At 72.7% G+C, this 24,125-nt stretch carries 22 protein-coding genes and 2 pseudogenes; 13 read left to right on the top strand and 11 right to left on the bottom strand.

The window, feature by feature from the left end:
• The first annotated feature begins 63 nt into the window (after positions 1-63).
• Positions 64-609 carry a hypothetical protein gene (locus ACP4J3_RS45065; protein ID WP_426543064.1) on the top strand — a complete coding sequence of 182 codons (546 nt, stop codon included), beginning with the start codon at positions 64-66 and terminating at the stop codon, positions 607-609.
• Positions 610-657: 48 nt separating this feature from the next.
• On the opposite strand, the gene ACP4J3_RS45060 is transcribed toward ACP4J3_RS45065, so the two are convergent.
• Complete coding sequence (locus ACP4J3_RS45060; RefSeq protein ID WP_426543062.1) at positions 658-1,209, bottom strand: PadR family transcriptional regulator; 552 nt, start codon at positions 1,207-1,209, stop codon at positions 658-660.
• Between the two features lie 51 nt (positions 1,210-1,260).
• Entirely contained in the window at positions 1,261-3,276 is a 2,016-nt protein-coding gene (locus ACP4J3_RS45055; protein WP_426543060.1) for an FAD-dependent oxidoreductase, read from the bottom strand.
• Between the two features lie 120 nt (positions 3,277-3,396).
• Between ACP4J3_RS45055 and ACP4J3_RS45050 the strand changes: the two genes are divergently transcribed.
• Positions 3,397-4,557, top strand: a complete 1,161-nt coding sequence (locus ACP4J3_RS45050) for a M20 family metallopeptidase (protein ID WP_426543058.1) — start codon at positions 3,397-3,399, stop codon at positions 4,555-4,557.
• 9 nt (positions 4,558-4,566) lie between these two features.
• Here the strand turns inward: ACP4J3_RS45050 and ACP4J3_RS45045 are convergent, their stop codons facing one another.
• Both ACP4J3_RS45045 and ACP4J3_RS45040 read right to left on the bottom strand, forming a co-directional pair.
• Positions 4,567-4,935 (bottom strand): hypothetical protein, encoded by a 369-nt coding sequence (locus ACP4J3_RS45045; RefSeq protein WP_426543056.1) that lies wholly within the window; start codon positions 4,933-4,935, stop codon positions 4,567-4,569.
• Positions 4,936-5,057: 122 nt separating this feature from the next.
• Complete coding sequence (locus ACP4J3_RS45040) at positions 5,058-5,930, bottom strand: hypothetical protein (RefSeq protein WP_426543054.1); 873 nt, start codon at positions 5,928-5,930, stop codon at positions 5,058-5,060.
• Positions 5,931-6,200: 270 nt separating this feature from the next.
• On the opposite strand from ACP4J3_RS45040, the gene ACP4J3_RS45035 reads away from it, so the two are divergent.
• On the top strand, positions 6,201-8,279 hold the full coding sequence (locus ACP4J3_RS45035; protein WP_426543052.1) for a SpoIIE family protein phosphatase: 2,079 nt from the start codon (positions 6,201-6,203) through the stop codon (positions 8,277-8,279).
• A gap of 140 nt (positions 8,280-8,419) precedes the next feature.
• Positions 8,420-9,172 (top strand): hypothetical protein, encoded by a 753-nt coding sequence (locus ACP4J3_RS45030; RefSeq protein WP_426543050.1) that lies wholly within the window; start codon positions 8,420-8,422, stop codon positions 9,170-9,172.
• Here the strand turns inward: ACP4J3_RS45030 and ACP4J3_RS45025 are convergent, their stop codons facing one another.
• Positions 9,173-9,994: a putative protein N(5)-glutamine methyltransferase gene (locus ACP4J3_RS45025; RefSeq protein WP_426543048.1), complete on the bottom strand. Its 822-nt coding sequence runs from the start codon at positions 9,992-9,994 to the stop codon at positions 9,173-9,175.
• Positions 9,995-10,279: 285 nt separating this feature from the next.
• Here ACP4J3_RS45025 and ACP4J3_RS45020 point away from each other — a divergent pair, with 285 nt between their 5' ends.
• The 6 genes from ACP4J3_RS45020 to ACP4J3_RS44995 all read left to right on the top strand — a co-directional run bounded on the left by ACP4J3_RS45020 (position 10,280) and on the right by ACP4J3_RS44995 (position 15,742).
• Complete coding sequence (locus ACP4J3_RS45020) at positions 10,280-10,918, top strand: sulfite oxidase-like oxidoreductase (RefSeq protein ID WP_426543046.1); 639 nt, start codon at positions 10,280-10,282, stop codon at positions 10,916-10,918.
• Complete coding sequence (locus tag ACP4J3_RS45015; RefSeq protein WP_426543044.1) at positions 10,911-11,675, top strand: ferredoxin reductase; 765 nt, start codon at positions 10,911-10,913, stop codon at positions 11,673-11,675. The genes ACP4J3_RS45020 and ACP4J3_RS45015 overlap by 8 nt, the downstream gene beginning before the upstream one ends.
• A gap of 99 nt (positions 11,676-11,774) precedes the next feature.
• A complete protein-coding gene (locus ACP4J3_RS45010; RefSeq protein WP_426543042.1) occupies positions 11,775-12,359 on the top strand; it encodes an Rv1733c family protein in 585 nt (194 codons plus the stop codon).
• A gap of 235 nt (positions 12,360-12,594) precedes the next feature.
• On the top strand, positions 12,595-13,563 hold the full coding sequence (locus tag ACP4J3_RS45005; protein WP_426543040.1) for an acetylxylan esterase: 969 nt from the start codon (positions 12,595-12,597) through the stop codon (positions 13,561-13,563).
• A gap of 139 nt (positions 13,564-13,702) precedes the next feature.
• The gene (locus ACP4J3_RS45000; protein ID WP_426543038.1) at positions 13,703-14,869 is read left to right on the top strand and encodes a serine hydrolase domain-containing protein; all 1,167 of its coding nucleotides are present in this window, start codon (positions 13,703-13,705) and stop codon (positions 14,867-14,869) included.
• 129 nt (positions 14,870-14,998) lie between these two features.
• Complete coding sequence (locus ACP4J3_RS44995) at positions 14,999-15,742, top strand: GntR family transcriptional regulator (RefSeq protein ID WP_426543036.1); 744 nt, start codon at positions 14,999-15,001, stop codon at positions 15,740-15,742.
• 51 nt (positions 15,743-15,793) lie between these two features.
• Here ACP4J3_RS44995 and ACP4J3_RS44990 read toward each other — a convergent pair whose 3' ends face one another.
• Both ACP4J3_RS44990 and ACP4J3_RS44985 read right to left on the bottom strand, forming a co-directional pair.
• The gene (locus ACP4J3_RS44990; protein ID WP_426543034.1) at positions 15,794-16,534 is read right to left on the bottom strand and encodes a class I SAM-dependent methyltransferase; all 741 of its coding nucleotides are present in this window, start codon (positions 16,532-16,534) and stop codon (positions 15,794-15,796) included.
• Positions 16,535-16,539: 5 nt separating this feature from the next.
• Positions 16,540-17,100: a PadR family transcriptional regulator gene (locus tag ACP4J3_RS44985; protein ID WP_426543032.1), complete on the bottom strand. Its 561-nt coding sequence runs from the start codon at positions 17,098-17,100 to the stop codon at positions 16,540-16,542.
• Between the two features lie 70 nt (positions 17,101-17,170).
• Here ACP4J3_RS44985 and ACP4J3_RS44980 point away from each other — a divergent pair, with 70 nt between their 5' ends.
• The 3 genes and pseudogenes from ACP4J3_RS44980 to ACP4J3_RS44970 all read left to right on the top strand — a co-directional run.
• The gene (locus ACP4J3_RS44980; RefSeq protein WP_426543030.1) at positions 17,171-17,572 is read left to right on the top strand and encodes a nuclear transport factor 2 family protein; all 402 of its coding nucleotides are present in this window, start codon (positions 17,171-17,173) and stop codon (positions 17,570-17,572) included.
• A 347-nt stretch (positions 17,573-17,919) separates the two neighbouring features.
• Complete coding sequence (gene rho, locus ACP4J3_RS44975) at positions 17,920-19,056, top strand: transcription termination factor Rho (RefSeq protein ID WP_426543028.1); 1,137 nt, start codon at positions 17,920-17,922, stop codon at positions 19,054-19,056.
• Positions 19,057-19,147: 91 nt separating this feature from the next.
• Positions 19,148-20,032, top strand: a pseudogene (locus ACP4J3_RS44970) (D-alanyl-D-alanine carboxypeptidase family protein); the annotation flags it as partial.
• A gap of 38 nt (positions 20,033-20,070) precedes the next feature.
• Here ACP4J3_RS44970 and ACP4J3_RS44965 read toward each other — a convergent pair.
• The 4 genes and pseudogenes from ACP4J3_RS44965 to ACP4J3_RS44950 all read right to left on the bottom strand — a co-directional run.
• On the bottom strand, positions 20,071-21,423 hold the full coding sequence (locus tag ACP4J3_RS44965; RefSeq protein ID WP_426543026.1) for a glycosyltransferase 87 family protein: 1,353 nt from the start codon (positions 21,421-21,423) through the stop codon (positions 20,071-20,073).
• A complete protein-coding gene (gene mptB / locus ACP4J3_RS44960) occupies positions 21,420-22,814 on the bottom strand; it encodes a polyprenol phosphomannose-dependent alpha 1,6 mannosyltransferase MptB (protein ID WP_426543024.1) in 1,395 nt (464 codons plus the stop codon). The genes ACP4J3_RS44965 and mptB overlap by 4 nt, the downstream gene beginning before the upstream one ends.
• 228 nt (positions 22,815-23,042) lie before the next feature.
• Entirely contained in the window at positions 23,043-23,984 is a 942-nt protein-coding gene (locus ACP4J3_RS44955) for a glutaminase (protein ID WP_426543022.1), read from the bottom strand.
• A gap of 46 nt (positions 23,985-24,030) precedes the next feature.
• Positions 24,031-24,125 (bottom strand): annotated as a pseudogene (locus tag ACP4J3_RS44950) (aspartate ammonia-lyase); the annotation flags it as partial.

Raw genomic sequence — 24,125 nt, 5'->3', positions numbered from 1 at the left:
GCGAACCCGACCCTCGGCGGCGCAACGGACGTACCGCCGACCGTGCCGCCGGAGGGCATCCACATGCGCAACTCATCGCTCTTCCTCCGCTCGGGCCTGACCGTGGCAGCCGCCTCCGCTCTCCCCCTCTTCGCGGCCGCCGTCCCGGCCGCCGCGCAGTCGGGGATCTCCGTGAGCACCACCGGGTCCACGGTCTCCGTCACGACCAAGTCGTGCACGAACGTCAACGGCAGTTGGGGCACCGCCTCACTGCTCACCAGCAGCCAGGCGAACTTCTCGCAGGGGCGTCAGGTCTCCCTGTCGGGGACCAGCGCGCTGCAGTCGGCGGCCTGGTCGAGCGTGCGCGCGGGCACGTACACCGTCATCGTCATCTGCTCCAACGGCACGACCGCGGGCACCCAGTCGGTCGTGGTCTCGGGCGCCTCCCCCACGCGCACGATCTCCGCCACGGCCACGGCCACGCCGTCGCGCGGTGTCATGGGCGGCGTGGGCGGTGGCTCGCGGGACTACGGCACCCTGACCCTGGTGGGCGGCGGTGTGCTGGTGGGCACGGGTGCCGTGGTCACGGCCCTGTACCTGCGCCGCAAGTCGAAGCCGTACCGGCTCTGAGGAGGCATCTCAGCCACGAGCCGACGGCCGTCGCACACGGCCCTCGGCTCATGCCGTTTCGGGACCGGGCAGTTCGGCGAACTCCTCCAGCGCGCCTGTGAGCCACTGGATCCAGAAGGTCTCCAGGTCAATGCCCGCGCGCAGCACCAGGTGCCGCAGCCGGTCCTGCGAGCTGTCCCTGCCGGGCGGGAAGTCGCGCTTCTCGATCTCCTCGTACTCGGCCAACTGCCGCTGGTGCAGCTCCAGATGGCGGCGCAGATCGGCCTCGATGCCCGCGGTCCCCACGACGGCCGCGGCGCGCATCCGCAGCAGCAGCGTGTCGCGGTGCGGCTTGGGGTCCTGGGAGGCGCCGGTCCAGCGGGCCAGTTCGGCGCGGCCCGCGGGCAGGACCTCGTAGCTCTTCTTCTGCCCACGGGCCGGCTGCTGAGACGGCAGGGTCCGGATGAACCCCTCGGCCTCCAGTTTTCCCAGCTCGCGATAGATCTGCTGATGCGTCGCCGACCAGAAGTAGCCGATCGACTTGTCGAAGCGACGGGTCAGCTCCAGCCCCGAGGACGGCTTTTCGAGCAGGGCGGTGAGGATCGCGTGCGGGAGTGACATGGGCTCATCCTAGGTACGGCCCTCGGGGCCTCCGCGGTGCCTGAACGGTCGCTACAGGCTCGCCGCCAGCTCCGTGCCCTGCTTGATGGCCCGCTTGGCGTCCAGTTCGGCGGCCACGTCGGCGCCGCCGATGAGGTGGGCGCTGCGGCCGGCGGCGAGCAGCTCCTCGTACAGGTCGCGGCGCGGCTCCTGCCCCGTGCACAGCACGACGGTGTCGACCGGCAGGACCGTGCTCTCCTCGCCGACGGTGACGTGCAGTCCGGCGTCGTCGATGCGGTCGTAGCGCACGCCCGGCACCATGGTGACGCCCCGGTGCTTCAGCTCGGTGCGGTGGATCCAGCCGGTGGTCTTGCCGAGCCCGGCGCCGACCTTGGTGGTCTTGCGCTGGAGCAGGTGGACGGTGCGCGGCGGGGTGGGGCGCTCGGGGGCGGCGAGGCCGCCGGGGGCCGTGTAGTCCATGTCGACGCCCCAGTGGCGGAAGTACGTCTCGGGGTCCTCGCTCGCCTTGTCGCCGCCGTCGGTGAGGAACTCGGCGACGTCGAAGCCGATGCCGCCGGCGCCGAGGATGGCGACGCGCTCGCCGACGGGGGCGCCGTCGCGCAGGACGTCGAGGTAGCCGACGACGCTCGGGTGGTCGACGCCGGGGATGTCCGGGGTGCGCGGGGTGACGCCGGTGGCGACCACGACCTCGTCGTAGGCGGCGAGGTCCGCGGCCGACACCCAGGTGTTCAGTCGTATGTCGACGCCCTGCCAGTCGAGCTGGTGGCGGAAGTAGCGCAGCGTCTCGTCGAACTCCTGCTTGCCGGGGACCTTGCGGGCGACGTTGAGCTGGCCGCCGATCTCGCTCGCGGCGTCGAACAGGGTGACGTCGTGGCCGCGTTCGGCCGCGCTGACGGCGCAGGCCAGTCCGGCGGGTCCGGCGCCGACCACGGCGACGCTCTTGCGCCGCCGGGTCGGGGACAGCGTCAGCTCGGTCTCGTGGCAGGCGCGCGGGTTGACCAGGCAGGACGTGATCTTGCCGCTGAAGGTGTGGTCTAGGCAGGCCTGGTTGCAGCCGATGCAGGTGTTGATGGCCTCCGGACGGCCGGCCTGCGCCTTGGCGACGAAGTCGGGGTCGGCGAGCATCGGGCGGGCCATCGACACCATGTCGGCGCACCCGCCGGCCAGCAGTTCCTCGGCGAGCTCGGGGGTGTTGATGCGGTTGGTGGTGACGAGCGGGACGGACACCTCGCCCATCAGGCGCTTGGTGACCCAGGTGTACGCGCCGCGCGGCACGGACGTCGCGATGGTCGGGATGCGCGCCTCGTGCCAGCCGATGCCGGTGTTGATGATCGTCGCCCCGGCGGCCTCGACGGCCTTCGCGAGCGTGATCACCTCGTCGAGCGTGGAGCCGCCCGGCACGAGGTCCAGCATGGACAGCCGGTAGACGATGATGAAGTCCTCGCCGACGGCCTCGCGCACCCGCCGGACGATCTCGACCGGGAAGCGCATGCGGTTCTCGTACGAGCCGCCCCAGCGGTCGGTGCGGTGGTTGGTCCGCGTGGCGATGAACTCGTTGATGAGGTAGCCCTCGGAGCCCATGATCTCCACACCGTCGTACCCGGCCTGCTGCGCGAGGCGGGCGGCGCGCGCGTAGTCCTCGATGGTCCGCTCGACGTCGGCGTCGGTGAGCTCGCGCGGCGGGAAGGGGCTGATCGGCGCCTGGAGCGGGCTCGGGGCGACGAGGTCCTGATGGTAGGCGTACCGGCCGAAGTGCAGGACCTGCATCGCGATCCGGCCGCCCTCGCGGTGCACGGCGTCGGTGATGACCCGGTGCTGCTCGGCTTCGTCCTCGGTAGTGAGCTTGGCACCGCCCTCGTAGGGCCGGCCCTCGTCGTTGGGCGCGATGCCACCGGTGACGATGAGCCCCACTCCCCCGCGCGCACGCTCGGCGTAGAAGGCCGCCATGCGCTCGAAACCGCGCTCGGCCTCCTCCAGGCCCACATGCATGGAGCCCATGAGGACGCGGTTGGGCAGCGTGGTGAAGCCCAGGTCCAGCGGGCTCAGCAGGTGCGGGTAACGGCTCATCGGGGCCCTCCGTGCGCGGTGTCGTGCCTGACGTAGTTGTAGAGGACCGCGCCGCGTTTATGCAACTAGTTGCACAAGTGGGGAAGGGTGATCCGAACCACTGTCGGGCACAGTGCCCCCATGAGCCCGTACGCCGACGTCGTCGCCCTCGCCCAGCAGCTCATCCGACGCCCCAGCCGCGCGGGCATCGACGAGTACGGCCCCGTCCTCGCCGTCCTGGAGGACTGGCTCTCGGTCCGCGGCCTGCCGCATCGCCGCCTGCACGACGAGCGGGGCGCCGTCGTCGGGCTCCTGGTGGAGATCGCGGGCGGCCGGCCCGGCCCCTGGTGGGCGCTGGACGCCTGCGTGGACACGGCTCCGTACGGCGACCAGGGCGCCTGGTCGTTCCCGCCGGACTGCGGCGAGGTCGTCGACGGCTGGCTGCTGGGGCGCGGCGCGGCCGACTCCAAGCTGGCCGCGGAGGTGTTCTGCCGGATCGCGGCCGACCTGCTCGGCCGCGCCGACGACCTGCGCGGTGGACTGGCCGTGCTCCTCGACGTGGACGAGCACACGGGTGGCTTCGGCGGTGCCCGCGCCTATCTGGCCGACCCGGCGGCGGCCCGACCGGCAGGGGTGATGATCGGCTACCCGGGCCTGGACGAGGTCGTGGTCGGCGGGCGCGGCCTGTGGCGGGCCACGATCGCGGTGCACGCCGACTCCGGGCACTCCGGATCCCGCCGCCGTACGACGCCGGGCGCCGTCTCGCGCGCGGCCGAGCTGGTGCGCCTGCTGGACGCCGCCGCGCTCCCGGCCGCCGCCGCGGACTTCCCCCTCCCGCCGAAGCTGACGGTGACCTCCTGCCATGGCGGCCAGGGCTTCTCCGTCGTCCCCGACCTGTGCGAACTCGGCGTCGACATCCGCACCACGCCCGCGTTCGACGCGCGCGACGCCGAACGGCTCGTCCGGGAGGCCGTGACCGACCTGGACGCCCGGCTGCCCACGCCGCGGCCGACCGGGATCACCCCGGTGGCGTCCTGGCCGCCGTACCGACTCGAAAAGGATCAGCAGCCCGCCGCCGCACTGCTGGACGCCGCCGCGGCGGAGGGGCTGGCGGTGCGGGCGAAGACCGCGGGCCCGTCGAACATCGGCAATCTCCTGGCCGGCCGGGGCATCCCGGCGACGGCGGGCTTCGGTGTACGCCACGAGGGCCTGCACGGCGTGGACGAGCGGGCCTGTCTCGCGGACCTGCCCGCCGTCCACGCCGTCTACAGGCGCGCCGTGCTCACCCTGCTGGGCGCATGAGCGTCACGCTCACCGGCTCTCCAGCACCACATGCAGCTCCCGCTCCTGGTCGCCCGAGGCCGAGGCGAGGTCGTGGACGGTGAACAGGGAGTCCAGGGTCGTACGGAGCCGTTCGATGGCCCAGTAGCCGCCCTGGGCGTCGGCCTCGACGGACGCCGAGAGCCGGGCGGGCGGCGGGCACTCGTGTGCGTCGGTCACCTCGAACGTGCCGAGCCACACCATCGGGCGGGTCTCATGGAGCTGCTGCGGCACGTCCTCGGGGCCCCGGTCGGACTCGAAGCACGCGCACAGCGCGTCGAACACGATCCGGGCGTCTTCCTTGCTGCATCCGCTGATCTCGACGGACACGGGCTCCTCGTGCAGTCGTTCACGATCCATCGTGATCGCTCCTCTCGTGGCCGCACCGCGGAACCACGGGTAGCCCGCGGATCCGGACCCCAACCCCAAGAAAAGCACCACGCGCGCCGGAGCACTACCGGCGGAGCCCTCCGGGCCGTGTCTCAGCCGCGCGTGAACCGGTACGTCTTGCTGTCGGTCAGCACACAGAAGCCCGGCGAGAGGACGATCACGCGCAGGGTGCCGGTGCGGCGGTCGTAGTCGATGCCCTCCGTCTCGAACTCGCCCGAGCAGGAGCTGCGCAGCGGGAGCTGACGCAGGGCCGTGACATGGCCGGTCACGTCGGACGAGCCGGGCTCGGCGGAGAGGTCGATCCGGAGCAGCGGCTTGGTCATGCCGAAGAGGGTGCCCGCGGGGTCGTCGGAGGAGCACAGCAGGGTTGTGGCAGCGAGGAAGTCGCAGCCCTGTACGTCGCGTACGGCGTGGTCGAGCCGGATGCTGGAGGTCCAGGGGAGGTTCGCCGAGGGCGAGGTGGCGGCGTTGACGCCGGGCGTCGGGTGGACCAGCAGTCGGGTCATGGTGCCCCACTCGCCGGAGACCATCCACTGCCCGCCGGGCGTGACGGCGACGAAGGAGTTGTTCAGCGCCTCTCCGGAGCCCAGCGTGTGGACGTACTCCGACCAGGTCCCGTCCGGCGCCTGCACCCGGAACATCTTCGCGGTGCCCGAGTCCGCCTGGTACGGCTCGATGTAGTAGCCGTTGTAGGAGGCGTCGGGGTCGCCCACATGGTTCCAGCCACGGCTGCTCACCGAGACGGGGATGGTGCCGATGCCGGTGTAGCGGTTGGGGCTGTTGGCCGGGACCTCGATGGAGGCCAGGCCCTGGCTCTCGGTCAGCGGGTCGGCGCGGTCGGAGCCCACCTCCGTCCAGGTGTCGGCGGCCTGCGCGGGAGCCGCGGTGGACAGCACGGCTGCGGAGGCGAGGGCGACGAGGCCGGTGACAAGTGCGTGACAACGTTGCCGGGCGCGCAGGGCCATGGGAGCGACTCCTCGGGGGGTGGGTGCGTGTCGGCGGACAGTCTGGCGGGGTAGATCCGGTCATGTACAGGCCAAGACGGCGAACGTCGGCTGTCTTTTCGGCCACAGTCGCGTGCCCTGCTGCCCGCTTCGGCGGACGTCCGCCGCTGTGTTGAGGGATGGTGGAAGTGAGCCACCAAGGGGGCCGGGAGACGGTTGAACGCGGTAGAACAAGGGGAGTCGGCACGGGGGAACGGCGTGCCGCGACAAAGGGCGAAGGCGGTGCGTGGCATGTCTCCAGCCGAACCTCCCGTCGCCGAGGGCGACGAGCCGGTCCGCGGGCCGGTGGGTCCGAGTGGGCTGCTCGACGTGCTCGGCGTGGCCTCGGTGGTGCTGGACGCCGAGGGGCGCATCGTGCTGTGGAGCCCCCAGGCGGAGGAGCTGTTCGGTTACTCGGCGCAGGAGGCGCTGGGCCAGTACGCCGCCCGGATCATGGTCCACGAGCAGCATCTGGACCTGGTCGTAAAGCTGTTCTCCGACGTCATGGAGACCGGTGAGGGCTGGGCCGGGGCGTTCCCGATCCGGCGCAAGGACGGCGGCACGCGCCTGGTGGAGTTCCGCAACATGCGGCTCCTCGACGACCAGGGCGACATCTACGCACTGGGGCTGTGCGCCGACCAGTCGACGGTCCGCCGGCTGGAGCGGGACGTCGCGCTATCGACCCGCACCATCGCGCAGGCTCCCTTGGGCCTCGCCGTCCTCGACACCGAGCTGCGCTACGTCTCGGTCAACGCGGCGCTGGCCCGGCTCAACGGCATCCCCGCCGAGGACCACATCGGCCGTACGCCGCGCGAGCTGCTGCCGGGCGTCGACGCCGACGCCATCGAGGCGGCCCTGCGGGCGGTGCTCAGAACCGGCGAACCGATCATCAACCAGCGCATCGTGGGCCGGACGCCGGCCGATCCGGACCGGGAGCACCACTGGTCCGTCTCGCTCTACCGGCTGGAGGACACGGCCGGGACGGTGCTCGGCGTGGCCGGGATGGCCGTGGACATCACCGATCAGCACCAGGCCGCGGTGGAGGCCGAGACGGCACGGCGGCGCCTGGCGCTGATCGCCGACGCCTCGGCGCGGATCGGCACCACGCTGGAGCTGGAGATCACGGCGCACGAGCTGGCCGACGTCGCCGTGCCGGAGCTGGCCGACGTCGCGGCCGTCGACCTGCTGGAAGCGGTGGTGGAGGGCAGACGCAGCACCCTCGGCCCTTCCGAGCCGGCGGTGCTCCGCGCCCTGGCCGTCGAGTCCGACCACGTCACGGTGGCCCTCGCCGCCGCCGACCAGCCGGGCGAGGTCGCCCGCTACGGCCCGGACCGCCTGGTCACCGAGTGCGTGCGCACGGGCAGCCCCGTGATGGTCGCCCGCGTCGAGGAGAAGGACCTGCCGCGGATCGCCCGCTCCCCCGAGGCCGCCGTGCAGCTCGAACGCGCGGGCGTGCACTCCTATCTGGCGGTGCCGCTGATCGCACGCGGCGAGGTGCTCGGCGCCCTCGACCTCAAACGCACCCGCAATCCGCTGCCGTTCAGCGAGGACGACCTGCTGCTCGCCCGGGAACTCGCCGCCCGCGCGGCCGTGCAGATCGACAACGCCCGCTGGTACCAGAACGCCCGCGACACCGCCCTCACCCTGCAGCGCAGCCTGCTGCCCAGCCATCCCGCGGTGACCGGCGGCCTGGAGGTCGCCTCCCGCTACCAGCCCGCGGGCGCCAGCGCCGAGGTCGGCGGCGACTGGTTCGACGTGATCCCGCTGGAGGGCGGCAAGACCGCGCTCGTCGTCGGCGACGTGATGGGCAGCGGCATCGACGCCGCCACGACCATGGGCCGGCTGCGCACCGCGACGCACACACTGGCCTCCCTCGACCTCGAACCGACCCGGCTCCTGGAACACCTCGACAAGATCACCGAGGGCCTCGACCACTCCATCGCCACCTGCGTCTACGCCGTCTACGACCCTCGGCTACGACTGTGCCGGATCGCCAACGCCGGCCACCTGCCGCCCGTCCGCGTCCGCCCCGGGCACGCCCCGCAGCTCCTCGAACTGCCCACCGGAGCACCCCTGGGCGTCGGCGGCGTCGCCTTCTCCACGACGACCGTCGACCTCGAGCCCGGCGACCAGTTGGTCTTCTACACCGACGGACTCGTCGAGACCCGTCAACACCCCCTCGACGAGCGCCTGGACGCACTCCTGGAGCTCCTCGACGACCCCGACCGCCCGCTGGAGGAGTGCTGCGACCTCCTCCTGCGCACCCTGCACCGGCCCGACAACTCCGACGACGTGGCGCTGCTCATCGCGCGCGTGCTGCCCCCGAGTTGACAGAGCCGGCACTCGCGCCGACAGGGCCGGCCGCCCGTTCTCACAGGAACTGATTACCGGTTCCTTACCGTCCGCGACCCACAATCACAGCAAGGCATGGCATAGCGGATGCCGGGTGCCGTGACCGATGGGAGCGAGCCGTGACACACGATCCGGATCACGCACACGACGCCGGCGGCGAGCCGGCCGGTAGCGACTTCGAGGTCCTCACGGGGCCGGCCGGCCCGGAGCGGGACCCCGCGCGGGGTACGGCCGCGTTGCGCGGGCTGTGGCAGCGGCAGTCCGTCCGCGCCCGGGCGGTGACCGCGGCGGCCACAGTGGCCGTGCTGGGCCTCGGCGGTACGGTCGCCTACGCCGCGACCGCGTCGGGCTCCGGCGAGGGGGCCTCGCCCGCGGCCTCCGGGTCGGCGTCGCCGGACACCCCTGGCCAACGGCACGGACCCGGCTGGTGGTTCGGCCTCGGCGCAGGCGGCGGCGTGCACGGCGAGTCGACCGTCAAGGACCCCGACAGCGACGAGTGGGTCGTACGGATCTGGCAGCGCGGCACCATCGAGAAGGTGGACGGCGACCAGGTCACCGTCAAGAGCGAGGACGGCGCCGAGTGGATGTGGACCGTCGGCTCGGACACAACGGTCCGGCACGACGGGGACGCGAGCTCCGGTGCCGGTGACCTCGAGAAGGGCGAGGACATCTTCGTCGTCGGCACTCGGTCCGACGACGACTCCAGGTCGGCCTCCCGGGTGCTGGCGGGCGACTGGGACGAGTGGAAGAAGGACCGGGGCACGGAGCGGGGGCCGGGCGAATGGCGGGGCGGCTTCCCCGGGCCGCGCCACTGGGACCGGCACCACCCCGACCCCTCCGAGAGCTCTTCGAAGAGCGGCACGACGACCTGATCAGGGCCGGCTGAGACCGACCACGACCGTCGCGTACCGCTCCTCGGAGGCGGCCAGACGCGCCGACAGTCCACTGTCGCCGAAGGCCTCCAGGGCCGTCGGCGCCTGGCGTTCGCTCGTCTCGATCAGCAGGCAGCCGCCGGGCGCCAGCCAGCGGGGTGCCTCGGCGGCCACCCGGCGCAGGACGTCCAGGCCGTCCGGACCGCCGTCGAGGGCGACGCGCGGCTCGTGGTCGCGTGCCTCGGGGGGCAGCATCCCGACTTCGTCGGTGGGGACGTACGGCACGTTCGCCGCGAGGATGCCGACCCGTCCGCGCAGGCTGCCGGGGAGCGCCTGGAACAGGTCGCCCGCGTGCACACGGCCGCCGTAAGGGGCCACGTTGCGGTGGGCGCAGCGCACGGCTGCCGGGTCGATGTCGGCCGCGTGCAGCTCGACCCGGCCGTTGGAGCCGAGTGCGGCGGCCAGGGCGGCGCCGACGGCTCCCGAGCCACAGCACAGGTCGACGACCACGGCTGCGTCGGGTGCGAGGGAGAGGGCCTGCTCGACCAGGAACTCGGTGCGGCGGCGGGGCACGAAGACGCCGGGTTCTACGGCTATGCGCAGGCCGCGGAACTCGGCCCAGCCGACGACGAGTTCGAGGGGCAGGCCGGTGATGCGCCGGTCCACCATGGCGGCGAGCTCGTCCGGGGTGCGGGCGGTGGCCAGGATCAGCCGGGCCTCGTCCTCGGCGAAGACACAGCCCGCGGCGCGCAGCACGGCCACGACGGCGTCATACGAGAGCGGTGACGGGGAGGACGGCGAGGAAGGAGACAGAGGGGGCATGGAAGCCGAGAGCCTTTCGGAAGCCGAAGGGTGCTCTCGCGGCCGCCTAGCGGCGATGATCCGCGCCGATCCGAGGTGAGAGCACCCGACCTGACACAGCGGTAATGGGTCTCACCTCCCGGGTCTGCGCGGGACCGGGACTGTCCCGGCCGGAGGGCCAACCCTACCCCAACGATCACGACGGGTCCCGGACATCGACGGGACCGCGTACGGTTGTGCGAAGCACGTACCGATCACGCTCGACCCGCGGGCCGTCGCCCCCGACGGCCTGGAGGCACTCCCCGTATGAACGTCACCCGAGGCTTCACCGGACGCCCCCGCGCCCTCCCCCACAGCCCTAAAGGCGTGGGAGGTGCCCCCATCGCCGCGCTGCCGCCCGGCCAGCACGACGCGGGCGACGACTGGCCCGTCCTGTCCGCCGAGGTCACGCCCGAGCTGACGCCCGCCAAGTGGTCCTTCCGCATCGACGGTCTGGTCGAGGAGCCGCGCGGCTGGAGCTGGGGGGAGGCGCACGAGCTGCCGGCATCGGTGTACGAGGGCGACATCCACTGCGTGACGAGCTGGTCGAAGTTCGGTGTGCGGTTCGGTGGTGTGTCGCTGGACGCCTTCCTCCATAGGGTCCGGCCCCATGTGTCCGCCACACATGCCGTCGCCTACTCGCACACCGGTTACACCACCAACCTTCCGCTCGCCGACCTGACCGGTGGGCGCGCCTGGATCGCCTGGGAGTACGACGGGCGGCCGCTCGCTCCGGAGCACGGTGGCCCGGCGCGGCTGCTGGTGCCGCACCTGTACTTCTGGAAGAGCGCCAAGTGGATCGCGGGGCTGCGGATCCTGGACCACGACGAGCCGGGGTTCTGGGAGCAGAACGGCTACCACGCGCGGGGCAACCCCTGGGAGGAGCAGCGGTACTCCGGTGACTGAGGCAGCCGAGACCTTCACGCCACCGACCGGGTTCGCGGTGCCCGGTCGGATCGCCGTCAGCGAGCAGGCCGCCGCGGTGTGGCGGACGGCCACGATCACCGAGGTCCGCCGCGAGACCCCGCACGCCGCCACCTTCCGGCTCGCGGTGCCCGAGTGGGCGGGGCATCTGCCCGGCCAGCATCTGATGCTGCGGCTGACCGCGGAGGACGGCTATGTGGCCCAGCGCCACTACTCGATCGCCTCCGCGCCCGATGACTTCGGGCACATCGAACTGACCCTGGACCATGTCGAGGGCGGTGAGGTGTCGGGCTGGTTCCACACCGTCGCGAAGCCCGGTGACACGGTCGAGGTGCGCGGGCCGCTCAGCGGCTTCTTCGCCTGGCCCGGGGACCGGCCGGCACTGCTGGTGGGCGCCGGCTCCGGTGTCGTACCGCTGATGTCGATGGTGCGGCACCACCGGGCGCGCGGCCTGGACGTGCCGTTGCGGCTGCTGGTGTCGGCGCGCAGCCCCGAGGAGCTGATCTACGCGCGGGAGTTCGGCGCGGAGACGACTCCGGTGTTCACGCGGAGCGCGCCGGAGGGTGTGCCCGTGGGACGTATGGCCGCCGCACATGTGGCGCCGCTCCTGGCCGAGCAGCCTCCTGGTGGGTGGGAGGCCTATGTGTGCGGCTCCAATGGGTTCGCCGAGCATGCCTCGCGGTTGCTGGTGGCGGCGGGTCAGCCGGTGCACCGCATCCGGATCGAGCGCTTCGGCTGACCGACCCTCCGGTGCCGGCCGCCAGTACGTGCCCGGGTGTCGGCGGAGCGGACGGCATGTTTGAGGCACGATGTCCGCTTTGCGGGGTACCTGAACGCCATGCGAAGCCGTGTGCGCGGCTGGCGCCTGCGGCCGAGTCCGTTGCGGCGCCGGTCCGATGTCGTGGAGACGTGGACGGTGTTGGGGGTGGCCGTCCTGCTGTTCGTGGTCGCGCCGCTGGTCGGGGTGACGGCGGCCTGGTGGGCCCATGACGACGCCCTGGCCGAGGTCCGCGAGCAGCGCGCCGAACGCCGTCACGTCCGGGCCGAGGTCGTCGACGGAACCTCGGGCGCGGCTCCCCTGACGCACGGTGGCCGGCAGCCGTACACCCAGGCGACGGTCCGCTGGGCGGATCCGCAGGACGGACCGCGTACGGCCACGGCGCGCGTCCCGGCGGACGCGCGGGCCGGCGAGACGGTCCGTGTCTGGCTCGATTCCGAGGGCCGGAGCGTCGCGCCGCCGCCGGACGGCACGGCGGTCTGGCAGTACACCGTCACCATCGGCGTCTGTGCGACGGGCGGCGCGGTCGCCGTCATCCTGCTCGGCCACAGCTCCGTCCGGCACGCCGCGATGCGTCGTCGCCTCGCCGAGTGGGATCAGGAGTGGGCCCGCACGGAGCCGGAGTGGACGGGCCGCCGGGCCTGACGCCGGTCACCCGACCATCTCTGACGGCCGACCGGCCGCCGAGGTCCCTCGACCTGCGTCCACGACGAGCAATTCGATGTCTCTGACCAGGATCTCCGCGGCACCACCCGGAGGTTCGGCGCCACACGTCATGGCCCCATCCTGGCTGCTCGGCGTGGCAGAGATCTGGCGAGTCCTCCGATCACCCACGTACGGTGTGATCAACCGCAGTCACTCTTCGCAAAGGCGGTCCTTCATGGCCCTGTTCGACCTTCCCCTCGACGAACTGCGCGAGTACCGCAGCAAGTCCGTCGAGCCCGAGGACTTCGACTCGTTCTGGTCCAAGACCCTCGAGGAAGCGCGTGAGCACGACCTGGACGCCCGCTTCGAGCCGGTCGACGCAGGACTGTCCACCGTCGAGGTGTACGACGTGACGTTCGCCGGGTTCGGCGGTCAGCCGGTGAAGGGCTGGCTGCGGCTGCCCGCCGGGGCCACGGAGCCGCTGCCGCTGGTGGTGGAGTTCATCGGCTACGGCGGCGGGCGCGGCCTGCCGCACGAGAACCTGCTGTGGGCCGCCACGGGCCGGGCGCACTTCATGATGGACACGCGCGGCCAGGGCAGCGCGTGGGGCGCAGGAGGCGGGACGCCGGATCCGGTGGGGGCCGGGCCCGCGTACCCCGGGTTCATGACGCGGGGCATCGACGCGCCCGAGAACTACTACTACCGCCGGGTGATCACGGACGCGGTCCGTGCCGTCGAGGCCGCCCGCTCGCATCCGCTGGCCGACGCCTCGCGCACGATCGCGCTGGGCGTGAGCCAGGGCGGCGGCCTCACGGTCGCGGTCGGCGGCCTGGTCCCGGACCTCGCGGCGATCGCGCCCGACGTGCCGTTCCTGTGCGACTTCCCGCGCGCGGCGACTGTCACGGACCGTCACCCGTACCGTGAGATCGGCCTCTACCTCAGGACCCACCGGGGCCGCACCGAGGGTGCCCTGCGCACGCTGTCCTACTTCGACGGCGTCCACTTCGCGGCCCGCGGCCGGGCGCCCGCCCTGTTCTCGGCGGCTCTGGAGGACCAGACCTGCCCGCCCTCCACGGTGTTCGCGGCGTTCAACGCCTGGGCCCACGACGAGAAGGCCATCGAGGTGTACGACTTCAACGACCACGAGGGCGGCGGCCCCTTCCACGAGGCGGCCAAGGTGAACTGGCTGCGCGCGCACGCCTGAGGCGCCAGGCATGGCGTGACCGCGCCGACGTGGTCCTTCCCTGGCCCCCTTCCACCTGGTCCGACCAGTCGGTACGTTCAGGGGGCCCAGGACGCGGGGACGCGCCCCGGGGTTTCCGGCGGACGGCGAGGGGTGGGCCATGGCAGAGCACGGGGCACAGGTGCACGGGCAGTGCGATCCGCGGTTCGAGGCGGTGCGGACGGCGTTCGAGGCGAACTTCCGTGAGCGCGCGGAACTGGGCGCCGCGGTCGCCGTCACGGTGGACGGCAGGACGGTGGTGGACCTGTGGGGCGGGTGGGCCGACGCGGCGCACAGCCGCCCCTGGGAGCGCGACACGCTGGTCAACGTGTGGTCGACGACCAAGGGCCCGACAGCGCTGTGCGCGCACATCCTCGCCGACCGGGCGCTGCTCGACTTCGACGCGCCGGTGGCCACGTACTGGCCGGAGTTCGCGGCGGCGGGCAAGGAACAGATCCTCGTACGGCATCTGCTGTCGCACCGCGCCGGCCTGTCCGGGCTGCGGGAGCCGCACACGCTCCGGCAACTGTGCGACTGGGAGTTGACGACCCAGCGGCTGGCGGCGATGGAGCCGTGGTGGGCGCCGGGGACCCGGTCCGGGTATCACGCGCTCACCTACGGCTTCCTGGTCGGGGAGGTCGTGCGCCGGGTGTCGGGGCTGCTGCCGGGGGCGTTCCTGGAGCGGGAGGTGACCGGGCCGCTCGGGATCGACTTCACGATCGGGCTGCCGGAGAAGGAATCCGGACGGGTGGCCGAGCTGGTGCAGCCGCCGGTCGCGCGCAGCAGTGAACAGGCGGCGGTCTTCAGTCAGTTGGCGCCCGCCGCCCTGGCCGCGCTGACCAACCCCGCGGTGGGGCCGAACGAGGCCAACTCGCCGCAGTGGCGGGCCGCCGAGCTCCCCGCCGTCAACGGGCACGGCACCGCGCGGGCGGTGGCCGCGCTGTACGGGATCTTCGCGGGGCACGGCTCCTACGGCGACCGCCGCGTCCTGTCCCCCGAGGCGGCCGAGCGGGTGCGCGAGGGACAGGGCGCTTGCCGCGATCTGGTGCTCGGTGCCGGGTTCGAGAGCGACACCGAGGCCACCCTCGGCCTGTGGCTGAGCGGGCCGAACGGCTCGTACGGGCCCAACCCGCGGGCTTTCGGACACGACGGCTTCGGCGGCTCGTGCGGGCTGGCGGACCCGGAGGCCGGGGTGTCGCTGGGCTATGTGATGAACCGGATGGGGCCTCATATCGCGGACGACCCGCGGAAGATGGCGTTGGTGGACGCCCTGTACGGCGCCCTGTGACGACCGGTTCGCGCGAGCCGTTTCGGCCGAAGTGACGGGCCGCTCTTCCCTGGTGGTTTAGACCAGTGCTTGGATCTGGTGACGCAAGGAGCCCGCACGGCTACGACACGTCACCACAGGAGGCGCGGCATGGCCCGCACCATCCCGCACGACCGTTCGCTCACGGACGCGCAGCCGCTGTACTGGAGGATCGCCGCCGAGTTGCTCGGCGAGCTGCGTGACGGGACCGTCCCGCCCGGTGAACGACTGCCGGGGGAACGGCAGTTGGCGGAGCACTTCGGGGTCAGCAGGGAGACCGTACGGCAGGCACTGGAGGTGCTGCGGCGCGGCGGTGTGGTCGCCACCGACCGGCGGGGCAGCCATGCCACGCTGCCCGGCCTGCCGGTCGAGACGGCGACCTCGCCGACCTTCCCCGTCGGCGCCCGCAGCGCGGGCCCGGGCGCCGCGGATCGGGCCACGGTCGCCTGGGAGGCGCCCCCGCCGGAGCACGCCGAGGCCCTGGGTCTCGCGCCGCACCGACGGACCCTGGTGCACCGCTACGAGTCCGCGGACGCCGACGGGGTCGGTCGGCGTACGGCCGTGACGTCCTTCTCCGCGGTGGCGCTCGCCGAGGTGGCGGAACTGGCCCGCTATCGCGACCGCACGGACGCCACCGGTTCGGCCCAACTGCGCCGCGCCTACGACTGGATGCGCAAGGCGGGCCTCACGCTGCACCATCGGGACGCCATCACCCGCCTCCCGGGAACGTCCACGGTACGTGTCACCCGCCGGGTCCACGACCAGCATGCCCGCCCCCTGGAGGTCACGGACCTCGTGGTGGACGGCCAACAGGACACCCTGGTCTACGAGTTCACCCTGCCCGCGGCGGGCTGAGCCCGCACGAGCCCGGCCGCCGGGCCGTGCACCGACCGGCGTCCCGCGCGCCTAGCCCGGCCGCCGCGCCACGACCATCCGCACCCGCGGGCTCCCGTCGCGCCGTCGCCCGAACTCGGGCAGGGCCCGCAACTCCACCTCGAACCCGGCACGGGCCAGCTCGGTGCGCACCTCTCCGAGCCGGAAGGCCCGGTAGTACATGACGAACGGAGGCCGCCACACGGCGTTGCGCACCCGCATGACCGCGTCGAAGCCCAGCAGCATCCAATAGGCCGGGTCCGTCGGACGCAGCGGAGCCACCAGCGGGAAGGCGAAGCGGCCGCCGGGCCGCAGGACGGAGTGGACCTGCGCGAACAGCCCCGGCAGCTCACGGGGCAGGAAGTGCCCGAACGCCCCGAAGCTCACCACGAGATCGAAGGCGGGCGCGAAGGGCAGGGCACGGGCGTCCGCGCGGACCCAGCCGACGCGCGGCCGCCCGGAGCCCCGCACCCCGGCCTGCGACCGCCGCCGCGCGACATCGAGCATGCCGGCGCTGAAGTCGACGCCGACGACGCTGCGCCGGCACACCTCGGCCAGCACGTCCACGCCCGCGCCCGTCCCGCAGCACAGGTCGAGCCCGTCGTCGTACGGACCGGTCCGCGCGAGCGCCGATCTGACGGCGTCGAGCACCGAGTCGGGCGTACGGAACGGGGTGTGGTCGAACTTCGGGGCGAGCAGGTCGTATCCGCGCTCGACGGACGACAGTGCCTGGACGGCGAGTTCGCGCAGGGAGGGGCCTTCAGGGCTGAACATCCGCGTCACCGCCCCTGAGCGACGCGCTGCTCGAGGACCGCGAGGACGCGCTCGCACCAGCGCAGGTTCCCCTCCTCGAAGGAGATCCCGGCGAGCAGCGTCAGATACGGCCCGACGCTGTCGGACTCGCGCAGGTACGTCTCCTCGGTCCGGCCGTCGAGCAGGCGCTCGCGGACACGCTCGTAGCGGCCGAGCTTGCCGCGCGCCCAGGTCATGCGCTCCTCGATCATGGCGCGGCCGGCCTCGGGGTCGTCCACGGCCTGGAGCTTGATCAGCAGCTCGTCACGGATGGCGGTGGGCCGACGGGGCGGCTCGGCGGCGAAGGCGCGCAGGTCTTCGCGCCCGGCCTCGGTGAGTGTGAACATCCGCTTGTTGGGCCGCCGTTCCTGCTGGACGAACCGGGCCTCGACGAGTCCGTCCTGCGCGAGCCGCTCCAGCTCCCGGTAGAGCTGCTGCGGGGTCGCGGGCCAGAAGTTGGCGAACGAGATGTCGAAGACCTTCGACAGCTCGTAGCCCGAGGCCTCGCCCTCCAGGAGGGCGGCCAGGACGGCGTACTTGAGGGACATATGGACACGTTAACAGCAGGTGACTATTCTCATCGGCACCTACTCAACTAATTGACTATGAGGTGATCCGATGCGCGCGTTCCGTGAGGCGGTCGAGGCGGGCGACCTCGATGCGGTCGAGGCGCTGCTGGCGGAGGACGTCGTCTTCACCAGCCCGGCCGTGTTCAAGCCATATGCCGGAAAGGCGATCACCGCGGCGATCCTGCGCGGGGTCGTGCGGGTCTTCGAGGACTTCCGCTATGTACGGGAGATCAACGACCCGGGCGGCCGCGATCACGCGCTGGTCTTCACCGCGCGGGTGGGCGACCGGGAGCTCAACGGCTGCGACTTCCTGCGGGTGAACGAGGACGGCCTGATCGACGACTTCATGGTCATGGTCCGGCCGCTGTCCGGCGCCCAGGCCCTGGCCGAGGCAATGGGGGCGCAGTTCGACCGGATCGCGAAGGAGGCGGAGGCGGCCCGCTCGGAGTAAGGCTCCACGGGGACTTTCTCCCTGAGTGCATGCATGGCATGGGAAGGGAATAGGAGAGGCCGGAGAGACGTTGTGCGGATCAGAAGTGCTCGCCAGGCACTGATCCGGCGTGGTACGTTCCCCATGGCACTTGTGCACGCCCCTGTCGTGGGCGCCGGTGCCGGTTCTCTCTCAGTCCGCCGGTCCATGTACCGGCTTCTCATCACCACCTCGTGACCAGCGGTCCGCCGTACCCGAGGTGCTGTTTCCCGCCGCCCGAAGGCGTTCTGATCGCCTTCCCGATGTCCGCGGCCCGCCCCTTCCCTCCGCATGTCTCATGCCTTCCGTCCGTGAAAGGACCCGCCTCCATGACCAGCACACTCGAACACCCCACAGTCCAGCAGCAGCCCCCGGTCCGCGCCGTCACCGGTGTCCTCGACATCGACGCGAACGGAAAGGGGCACCTGCGCGCCGGGAACCTGCTGCCCTCGCCCGCCGACCTCCAGGTCTCCCCCGCGCTGATCCGCAAGTACGGCCTGCGCAAGGGCGACCTCGTCGACGGCGTGCGCGGCACCCAGCGCGCCCTCACCGAAGTCGCCCGCGTGGGCGGCCGCACCCCGGACCGGAACCGCCGCCGCTTCGGCGAGCTGACGCCGCTTCACCCGCGTGAGCGCATCCGGCTCGAGCACCCGGCGTCCGGCCTCACCGGCCGGGTCGCCGACCTGATCGCCCCCGTCGGCAAGGGCCAGCGCGGCCTGATCGTGGCCCCGCCCAAGACCGGCAAGACGGTCCTCCTCCAGCAGATCGCGGCCGCCGTCGCCGGCAACCATCCCGAGTGCCGGCTGATGGTCGTGCTCCTCGACGAACGCCCCGAGGAAGTCACCGACATGCGGCGCTCGGTGCGCGGCGAGGTGTACGCCTCGACCTTCGACCGGGCGCCCAAGCAGCACATCGCGCTGGCCGAGCTCGTCATCGAACGGGCCAAGCGGCTCGTCGAGGCGGGCGAGGACGTCGTCATCCTGCTCGACTCCCTGACCCGGCTGTGCCGGGCGCACAACAACGCGGCCGCGTCCGGTGGCCGTACCCTGAGCGGCGGCGTCGACGCGGCCGCGCTGCACGGGCCGAAGCGGTTCTTCGGTGCCGCGCGCCTGGCCGAGGAGGGCGGTTCGCTCACCATCCTCGCCACGGCCCTGGTGGAGACCGGCTCCCGGGCCGACGACTTCTACTTCGAGGAGCTCAAGAGCACCGGCAACATGGAGCTGCGGCTGAGCCGTGACCTCGCCTCCCGCCGCGTCTTCCCCGCCGTCGACCTCACCCCGTCCGGCACCCGCCGCGAGGAACTCCTCCTGCCCCCGGTCGAGTCGACCGCCGTACGCGGACTGCGCCGGGTCCTGCGGGCCCGGGACGGCCAGACCACCCTGGAAACCCTCCTGGAGCGGATGAGGGAGACGCCCGACAACGCCACGTTCCTCCGGCGCATTCAGCCGACGCTGCCCGGCGAGTGACACGCCGCGGGCATCGCCCGTCCGGGTGCAGGCGCGCCCCGAACGGCCCGGGCAGCGCGGCGCGAAGCCGGTCCCTTCCTACGTTGGCGATATGAAGATCGGATTTACTCCCCGGGCCTTTGTGTCCGTCTGCGCGCTCTGCGCGACGGGACTGCTGGCGCTCGCGCCCACCGCCGCGGTCGCCCGCACCGGGCACGACCCCGAACCGCACGGCGAACCCCGGGCGGCGGCGGCCCCACGGCCCTCGCTGCTGTACCGGTCCGGCATCCATGTGCGGCCGCATGCCGGGGCGCCCCGGGTGCCGCGGGTCTCCGCGCTGTCGTGGCTGGTGGCGGACGCGGACTCCGGCGAGGTCCTCGCCGCGTACGACGCACACCGCAAGCTGCCGCCCGCCAGCACCCTCAAGACGCTGTTCGCCCTCACCCTGCTGCCGACCCTGCCGGCCGGCGTGCCGCACACCGTGCGCCGGCAGGAGCTGGCCGGGATCGGGGCCGGCAGCAGTCTGGTCGGGGTCGCCGAAGGACGTACGTACCGGATCGCCGATCTGTGGCGCGGGGTGTTCCTCAGCTCGGGCAACGACGCCGTGCGGGTGCTGGCCGCGCTGAACGGCGGCTGGCGCTCCACGGCCGAGCGGATGCAGGCCAAGGCGCGTTCCCTGGGCGCCCTCGACACCCGGGTGCTGTCGCCGGACGGCTACGACACGCCCGGCCAGGTGTCGTCGGCGTACGACCTGGCGGTGTTCGGCCGGGCGGGGCTGCGCAACGAAGAGTTCGCGCGGTACTGCGGAACGGCCGAGGCGAAGTTCCCGGGCGGGGGCGGCTGGGCCTATCCGATCCACAACACCAACCGGCTGCTGACCGGCGCGGGCGGCGTGACCCCGTATCCCGGGCTGATCGGCATCAAGAACGGCTACACCAGCAAGGCGGGCAACACGCTCGTCGCCGCCGCCCGCCGGGGCGGCCGCACCCTCGTGGTGACGGTGCTCAACCCCCGGGCGGGCGGCGGGTTCGCGGTCTACGAGGAGGCCGGCGAGCTGCTCGACTGGGGGTTCGGTGCGGCCGGGCGGGTCGATCCGGTGGGCTCGCTCGACGGCTTGCGGGCCAAGCCGAGGCCGGGTCCGGCGACGGTGCCCGTGGTGGCGGCGGTGGGGTCCGAGGGCGAGGCCGGCTGGGCGGAGGCCTGCGTTGTCGCGGGTGCCGCCGGGGTCGGGGCCGGTGCCGTGTCGCTCGTGACGCGCGGCAGGGTCGAGCGGCCGGAGCCCGGTTGACCGGCCGGCAGCCACAGCAGCAGGCCCAGGGTGATCCAGACGTAGATGTTGCTGCCGAGGAAGCCGTCCACGCCGGAGGCGTCGTCGAACCACAGCCACACCACACTGGTGCACAGCACCGCGTACAGGGCGGCGGCGACGCGGCGATGTCCGTCGCGGACCAGGACGGCGAAGGACGGCAGCAGCCACACCAGATGGTGGACCCAGGTGATCGGGCTGACCAGGCAGGCGGTCAGCCCGGTCAGGGCGAACGCCACCGTCCAGTCCCCCGCCGCGACCGCCCGCCGCGTGCGCGCCGCCCAGACGCCGAGGACCAGCAGCACCACGACCGCCCACACCGCGCGGCTCGACACGTCCAGGCGGGCGAGGATGCCTTGCAGCGACTGGTTGGAGACATAGTCGAGGCGGCCCACCCGGGTGGTGTCCCACATCGCGTGCGTCCAGTAGAAGCGGGAGGCGTCCGGCGCGACCCAGGCCGCCAGCGCCGTCGCCGCGGCGGCCACGGCCGTCGCCACCGCGGCGGCACGCCAGCGCCGGGCCACCAGAAGCAGGCCGATGAACGCGGCGGGCGTCAGCTTGATCGCGGCCGCGAGGCCGATGCCCACACCCGCCCAGCGCTCCCGGCCGGTCGCCAGCAACCAGCAGTCGAGCAGCACCAGCGCCAGCAGCAGGATGTTCACCTGACCGAAGCTGAGGGTGTCCCGCAGCGGTTCGAACAGCGCCAGCCCGCAGACGGCCAGCGCACAGCCGTACCAGCCGAGACGCCGCCAGGCCCGCCCGGCCAGCACCCGCAGCACGAAGGCCAGCGCCACCAGGTTGAGCAGCAGCGCGAGCGCGATGGCGACATGCAGGTCCACCAGCGCCATCGGCAGCATGACGACGGCGGCGAACGGCGGGTAGGTGAAGCCGTACGTCGTGCCGGGCACCCGGTAGTCGTAGATACGGCCGTCGTGGTGGATCCAGTGGTCGACGGTGCCGTAGTAGACGCGCAGGTCGAACCAGTCGCGCAGCAGCGGCACGGTGGCGGTGAAGACGGTCACGGCGGCGGCGAGGACGAGCACCAGCGCCAGCTTGCCGCGGTCGGTGCGCGGCAGCCTCATGCGATGCGCTCCAACGCCGGGGCCTGCGCCGCGAGGTGCGCCTGCCACAGGACGACCACGGCGAGCACGCCGCCGGAGACCGCCAGCACCAACTGGCCGGCGTCGGCGGAGCCGCCGCTGGGCAGCACGGCGAGCGCGAGCACCCCGGTCAGGGCCGCCACCCGGTGCCGTACCGAGGCGCTGGGCGCCGCGGCGGCGATGAGGAACAGGCCCCACAGCGCGTACCAGGGGCGGATCGCCGGTCCGAAGGCGGCCACCGCGGCCAGGCTCAGGCCGAGCGCGTACACGGGGCGCGGACGCCAGCGCCACCATATGAGGGCCACGAGAACCGCCGTGAGCACCAGTCCCAAGGTGTGCCACACCGGGACCGCCAGCGGCGCCAGATCGCTGCCGGCCCGCTCCAGCAGCGAGGCGGTGGCGCGGCCGAGCAGGCTGGTGAGCGCCCAGTTCTGCGGGGAGACCGGCGTGTCCAGGGCGCCGATCCAGCCGTATCCGGTGCCCGTCACGGCGGTGACGGCGACCGTGGTGGCGGCTGAGGCGGCGGTCGTGGTCAGGACGGCCTTCGCCGGGTGGTGACCGGCCCGCATCCGCAGCAGTACGACGGCGACGAGCCCCAGTGCGGCGGGCGCCTTGACCAGCGCGGCCAGCGTGACGAGTACGGCCCCCAGGACGGGCCACCGGCCGAGCGCGGCCACCAGTCCGGCGCCGAGCAGGCCGAGCATGATGGCGTCGTTGTGGGCACCGGCGACCAGGTGCAGCAGCACGAGCGGGTTCAGGGCACCCAGCCACAGCGCGGCGGACGGGTCGGCTCCGCTGTGCCGGGCCAGCCGCGGCAGCGCGGCCGCCATCAGGGCCACTCCGAGGAGCGCTATCAGCCGCATGCCGAGGAGTCCGGCGGGCAGTTCGCCGCGGGTCGCGCCGGACAGCGCGGAGGCGACGCCGAGGAACACCGGGCCGTAGGGGGCGGCCGTGTGCCGCCACAGCGGGGCGACCTCGTCCGCGAGCGGGCCGCCGAGGTGGGAGGGGCCGTACGCGTACACGTCGATCTGGGCGTCGACCATGGCGCCCTGGGCCAGGTAGCTGTACACGTCCCGGCTGAACAGCGGCGGCGCGATCAGCAGCGGGGCGGCCCAGACGGCCAGGACCAGCAGCAGGGCGCGCGGGGTCGGCGGGTCGGCGCTGCGCACGAGCCGGCCGAGCAGCAGCCACGCCGCTATCAGCAGGACCACGCCGAAGTAGACGCCGACCAGGCCGAGGGCGGCGTGCACCGAGCTCGGGGCCAGGAGTTCCCGGACCGGCAGCGCACCGGCGGTCTCACCGCCCAGGGCGAGGAAGGCGGTGCCGGCCAGACCGAGTATCTGGCAGCGGCGGAGATCGACGGGGAAAGCCATGGCCAACACTCGGTCAGGCTGTCAACGCCGGGTGGCCAAGAGTTGACGGGGTTCCCTCTGAGGGGAGGCCGGGGTGTGTCCGGCGCGTGATCGTCTGCGGGTTGGCTTGTTGGCTGGGAAGCGTCTGGCTGGTTGCGGTGGTTTGCAGTGTGCGGGCCGTATGGGGCTGGTCGCGCAGTTCCCCGCGCCCCTCGGCGGCAGGGGCGCATCCCTCGTCAGAAAGTACTGTCAGAACACCGACAGGCCTGTCAGCGTCGTAAATCTGTCCAGGGCCGCCACCCCTGCCACCGAATTGCCCCGTTCGTCCAGGCCGGGGCTCCACACGCACAGTGTGCAGCGGCCCGGTACGACGGCGATGATGCCGCCTCCGACGCCGCTCTTGCCCGGGAGTCCGACCCGATACGCGAAGTCGCCTGCCGCGTCATACGTCCCGCAGGTCAGCATGACCGCGTTGATCTGTTTGGCCTCGCTGCGGGTGAGCAGGCGGGTGCCGTCGGCGCGGACGCCGTGACGGGCGAGGAAAGAGGTCGCCAGGGCGAGGTCGGCGCAGGAGGCCTTGATCGAGCACTGGCGGAAGTACTGGTCGAGCAGGGCCGGCACAGGGTTGTCGATGTTGCCGTAGGACGCCATGAAATGGGCGAGCGCGGCGTTGCGGTCGCCGTGTGCCGTCTCGGAGGCGGCGACGTCCTTGTCGAAGTCCAGGGCCGGGTTGCCGCTCTCGGTGCGCAGGAAGGCGAGGAGTTCGCCGGCCGCGTCTCCGGTACGGGTCTGGAGGCGGTCGGTGACGACGAGCGCGCCCGCGTTGATGAACGGGTTGCGCGGGATGCCGCTCTCGTACTCGAGCTGGATCAGGGAGTTGAAGGGGTTGCCGGAGGGCTCGCGGCCCACGTGCTCCCAGAGTTCGTCGCCCTCGCGGGCCAGGCCGAGCGCGAGGGTGAAGACCTTGGTGATGGACTGCGTGGAGAACGGCTCGCGCCAGTCCCCCACGCCGTACACCGTGCCGTCGAGTTCGGCGACGGCCATGCCGAAGGCCCGTGGGTCGCAGGCCGCGAGCGCGGGGATGTAGTCGGCGGGCCGGCCGCGGCCGGGGGTCCGCTCGATCTCCTCCGCGATGCGCTCCAGGATCGGCTGGAAGGTCAGGGACGACGTCGACGCTGCCATGATCACCATTGTGCCTCCCGGCCGTTCCCGGCGCGCATCCGCGGGTTCACCCGGGTCAGGCCAGTGCCTGGCGGCTGCCCGCGACGACCTCCGGGCGCAGCAGGTCGGCGAGGGTCTCGGCGGGCAGCAGGCCCTTTTCCAGGACGAGTT

The sequence above is a fragment of the Streptomyces sp. UG1 genome (assembly GCF_049974585.1).
In the GTDB taxonomy this organism is placed as follows: domain Bacteria; phylum Actinomycetota; class Actinomycetes; order Streptomycetales; family Streptomycetaceae; genus Streptomyces.
This window is presented reverse-complemented; position numbering and strand designations above follow the sequence as displayed.

Excerpts from the sequence above, each read along its gene's own strand:
- ACP4J3_RS44955 (WP_426543022.1), bottom strand. The coding sequence starts at position 23,984 with ATGGTGATCATGGCAGCGTCGACGTCGTCCCTGACCTTCCAGCCGATC.
- ACP4J3_RS44995 (WP_426543036.1), top strand. The coding sequence starts at position 14,999 with ATGGCCCGCACCATCCCGCACGACCGTTCGCTCACGGACGCGCAGCCG.
- ACP4J3_RS44990 (WP_426543034.1), bottom strand. The coding sequence starts at position 16,534 with ATGTTCAGCCCTGAAGGCCCCTCCCTGCGCGAACTCGCCGTCCAGGCA.
- ACP4J3_RS45000 (WP_426543038.1), top strand. The coding sequence starts at position 13,703 with ATGGCAGAGCACGGGGCACAGGTGCACGGGCAGTGCGATCCGCGGTTC.
- ACP4J3_RS45060 (WP_426543062.1), bottom strand. The coding sequence starts at position 1,209 with ATGTCACTCCCGCACGCGATCCTCACCGCCCTGCTCGAAAAGCCGTCC.
- ACP4J3_RS44980 (WP_426543030.1), top strand. The coding sequence starts at position 17,171 with ATGCGCGCGTTCCGTGAGGCGGTCGAGGCGGGCGACCTCGATGCGGTC.
- ACP4J3_RS45020 (WP_426543046.1), top strand. The coding sequence starts at position 10,280 with ATGAACGTCACCCGAGGCTTCACCGGACGCCCCCGCGCCCTCCCCCAC.
- ACP4J3_RS44965 (WP_426543026.1), bottom strand. The coding sequence starts at position 21,423 with ATGAGGCTGCCGCGCACCGACCGCGGCAAGCTGGCGCTGGTGCTCGTC.
- ACP4J3_RS45025 (WP_426543048.1), bottom strand. The coding sequence starts at position 9,994 with ATGCCCCCTCTGTCTCCTTCCTCGCCGTCCTCCCCGTCACCGCTCTCG.
- rho (WP_426543028.1), top strand. The coding sequence starts at position 17,920 with ATGACCAGCACACTCGAACACCCCACAGTCCAGCAGCAGCCCCCGGTC.
- ACP4J3_RS45010 (WP_426543042.1), top strand. The coding sequence starts at position 11,775 with ATGCGAAGCCGTGTGCGCGGCTGGCGCCTGCGGCCGAGTCCGTTGCGG.
- ACP4J3_RS44985 (WP_426543032.1), bottom strand. The coding sequence starts at position 17,100 with ATGTCCCTCAAGTACGCCGTCCTGGCCGCCCTCCTGGAGGGCGAGGCC.
- ACP4J3_RS45045 (WP_426543056.1), bottom strand. The coding sequence starts at position 4,935 with ATGGATCGTGAACGACTGCACGAGGAGCCCGTGTCCGTCGAGATCAGC.
- ACP4J3_RS45005 (WP_426543040.1), top strand. The coding sequence starts at position 12,595 with ATGGCCCTGTTCGACCTTCCCCTCGACGAACTGCGCGAGTACCGCAGC.
- ACP4J3_RS45055 (WP_426543060.1), bottom strand. The coding sequence starts at position 3,276 with ATGAGCCGTTACCCGCACCTGCTGAGCCCGCTGGACCTGGGCTTCACC.
- ACP4J3_RS45040 (WP_426543054.1), bottom strand. The coding sequence starts at position 5,930 with ATGGCCCTGCGCGCCCGGCAACGTTGTCACGCACTTGTCACCGGCCTC.
- mptB (WP_426543024.1), bottom strand. The coding sequence starts at position 22,814 with ATGGCTTTCCCCGTCGATCTCCGCCGCTGCCAGATACTCGGTCTGGCC.
- ACP4J3_RS45065 (WP_426543064.1), top strand. The coding sequence starts at position 64 with ATGCGCAACTCATCGCTCTTCCTCCGCTCGGGCCTGACCGTGGCAGCC.
- ACP4J3_RS45035 (WP_426543052.1), top strand. The coding sequence starts at position 6,201 with ATGTCTCCAGCCGAACCTCCCGTCGCCGAGGGCGACGAGCCGGTCCGC.
- ACP4J3_RS45050 (WP_426543058.1), top strand. The coding sequence starts at position 3,397 with ATGAGCCCGTACGCCGACGTCGTCGCCCTCGCCCAGCAGCTCATCCGA.